This is a genomic window from Chitinimonas sp. BJB300 (genome assembly GCF_002735695.1).
Taxonomy (GTDB): domain Bacteria; phylum Pseudomonadota; class Gammaproteobacteria; order Burkholderiales; family Chitinimonadaceae; genus Chitinimonas.
On the sequence record NZ_PDZH01000232.1, the window covers coordinates 1 to 3,352 of the forward strand.

The following is a 3,352-nucleotide window of genomic DNA, read 5'->3' on the forward strand; positions in this document are numbered from 1 at the left end:
TAGACCGTCGTGCGGCAGACTTCCCCAAACGCGGTGTAATCCAGCTGGCGCACTTCACCCAGCGCATTGACGGTGTAACGCAGCTGGCCGGCGGCATCGTAGTAATGGCGGGTGGTGTTGCCGCGTGCATCGGTACTGTTGATACGGCGGCCGGCGGTGTCGTAAGCGTAAGTGGTGGCGTGGGCCGCTTGCAGGGCGGTCTTTTGCGCCGGGCTCAGGCTGGCCAGGGCGGTGGGGTAACCCAAGCGCTGGCGTTCGGCTTGCGCCTCGGCGTTGTCCTGCTCGGTCAACAGCACGCCCTGGGCACTCAATTCGCGCGTGACGCGGCCCAGGTTGTCGTAATCGGTGAGGAGGCTGCGTTGCTGTGCCGCGTCATTGGCGGCGGTGGTCTTGCGCAGCAACTGACCTGCAGCGTTATAGGTATACCGGGTGAGCGTGCCATCGGCAGCGGTCTCGGTGTCGATCTCACCGCGGGCGGTGTAGCTGTACAGGGTGCTGCGGTCTTCGGCATGGGCGGCTGGGCGCAAGGCGGCCAGGGTCGGGCGGATGCCCCCCACGGCGGGCGCGGGCTGGGCCAAGTTGGCATAGCGCGTCTCACTGACCTTGCGGCCGGCGGCGTCATAGCGCACTTCGGTCAGATAACCCTCGGGGTCGATGCTGCCCACCAGGCGGTCCTGGCTGTCGTAGACGAACCAACTGTGCTGGTCTTGCGCATGCGCAGCGGGGGTCAGCGCAGCGAGTTCGCCGGTCTGGCGTAGATTGGCCGGGGTGGCATTGGCATGGCGTACCGTATGGACCAATCTTCCGGCACCATCGTAGTCGTGCACCGTCAGAAAGCCTGCCGCATCCACTACCCCGGTTTGCTTGCCGTCAGCATCGTAGAAGTAGCGGGTGGTGCGGTCTTTGGCGGTATCCGCCACCACGATGACAGATTCGGCCGTCAACGTGGCTTGCAGTGCGGTGGCCGTCGGTGTGGCGTGGTGGGTTTCGCTCAGCAGGCGACCCGCGCCATCGTAGTTCAGGCTGGTGACATAGCCTTCGGCATCGACCTTCTTCGCCAAGCGGCCAGCTTGGTCATGGAACTGCCAACTGCTGCGGTCGTCTGCGCTGGTCGTGAGGCGGGTGGCGAAGGTGGTCGGGGTCAACGGGCCGAGCAGGCTGGCGGTATCCGCCATGTTGATCGGGCTGGCGTAAACCACAGTCTGGCTGACCCGGCCCAACGCGTCGTAACGCTGCTCCGTGACCACACCGAGCGGCGACACCGTGTAGCGCAGCCGACCGTTGCCGTCATACACCTTGCGCGTGACCTTGCCGTCACCATCCACTTCGGCAATCTTGTTGCCATTGGCGTCATAGCGGTAGCTGATGGGGGCGAGGCCGGCTTGGATCACGCCAATCAGCTGTCCGGCGCTATCGTAGCTTTGGGTGTCGATACGGCCGTTGACCTGGGTCAGCGTCAGCCGCTTGCCGGCATCATCGTACTGGCGGGTGACGGTGGTCGCCGGGGTGGCGCTGTCCAAGGTGCTGAGCAGCCGACCCAGGCCATCGTAACCATGGGTTTGCTGGCGGCCGGTGGCGACGTCCAGTTGAGTCAGCACCCGGCCCGACAGGTCGTAGGTGTGGCGAGTGATGGTGGCATCGGTCGCAATACCCACACCTTGCGCATTGACACTGCCGAAGCGGGTGGTGGTTTGTAAACCACCGCGGCCATCATAGGCATAGTCTTCACGGCTGACTTGGTTATTGGTCTGCGCTGTGGCCCAGGTGCTCAGTTGCGCCAGGGTTGGCGTAGCGTCAATACCGAGGGCACTGATGTCGTACACGGCCTGGCTGTACGCCAGCTGGCTGCTGCGTTGGCCAAAGCCATCGTAACGGTATTCGGTGACCCGGCCGGTGGGGGAGAGGACGAAACGCAGGTTCTGTTTGTCGTCATACACATAGCGGGTGGTCTGCGCGCCGCTGGCCTGGGCCGCCCCCGCGCCATCCGGGTCGACCTGGCGGTAGGTGGTCTCGGCGATCAGTTGATTTTGGGCGTTGTAACGCCGATCAATGCGTACCCCGGCGCTGTCCTGCTGGCTTAACTGATTGCCGTTGGCGTCGTAGGTGTAAGTGACGCTGTTACCCAGGGCATCGGTGGTCTGGCGCAGGTTGCCGTCAGCATCGTAGGCGTAGCGCAAGCTTTGGCTACGTCCGTCCACCTGCGGGCCGTCGATCTGGGTAAAGCGCCCCTGGGTGTCGCAGGTATAGCGGGTGGCATAGCCAAGCGGATCGGTGACCGTGGTGATGCGTTGGGCGGTGTCGTAAGCAAAGCGGGTGACCTGACCGAGGCCGTCGGTGACGCTGGCGATACGGAAGTCGCCGGCACTGACTTCCTGATAGGTGAAGCTGAGGGTGCTGCCATCGGTCTGGGTCAAGCCCGCCAAGCGTTGACTGGCACCATCGTAGGTGTAGTTGACCGTATACACCTTGCCATCGGCGATGCTGTTGTCGTCCGGGCTGAGGTCGATGCGGACTTCGCTGAGGCGATTGGCGCTGTCGTATTGGTAGTGGGTACGGCCCAAGGCCGTGCCGTCGGCGCGGGTGATCTTCTCTTGGCTGAGATTACGCCCGGCATAGACGTAATCGACCTTATCCCCATTGGCGAGGGTGGCGCTGGTCAGCAGGCCATTGCTGAAGGTGTAGGCAATCGCATTGCCGGCGGGGTCTTTGACCTGATTGAGACGGTAGACCGCCCCATCTGCCGCATAGCGTTCCTGCATCCGGCTGTTGCCATCCGTCCAGGTCCAGGCGCTGCCGTCCCAGCTCAGGCTGTCGTGGGCACCATCACCCTGGGTGCTGGTATAGCGGCCGTTTGCGTAGGCAAAGGTCTGCACACTGCCATCGGCACTGACGTGCTCAATCGTACTGCCGGCGGTATTGACGGTGCCGGTGAGGTTGCGCAGCAGACGATAGCCGCCGAGCCACCAGGCATCGCCATTGTCGTCGGTGAGTTTGGCCTGGCTGTTGTAGGTACGCAGGACATCGGCGTCCACGCCGCGGCCGATCAGCAGCTCATCACGGCGTTGCAAGACCAGATTGCCGTGGGCGACATTGACGAACACGCCTTCGCCGGCCTGCCCGACTGTCTTGGCTGACTGCCCGGCCCCCCAGCGTGGTGCCAGACTGCCGTGAAACAAACCCGTATCCTGCCCTGCAACGATGGCTACCATCTCTACCCATTCCCCGAAAAAAACGAGCCGCTATTTCGATAGCGGCGTTAGTCGACGAATATGTCCGGATGGCAATCGCCAGTGTTTAGGGTGAGCGATAGAAATGTTTAAAAATAATTGGCGGCATCATTGTTGGCTCGCCC

At 63.1% G+C, this 3,352-nt stretch carries 1 protein-coding gene; it reads right to left on the reverse strand.

Annotated elements, in window-relative coordinates; translation table 11 throughout:
• The coding region (locus CSQ89_RS20575; protein WP_143747114.1) for an RHS repeat protein at nucleotides 1-3,209 on the reverse strand (3,209 nt) is incomplete at its 3' end.
• Nucleotides 3,210-3,352 lie beyond the last annotated feature (143 nt).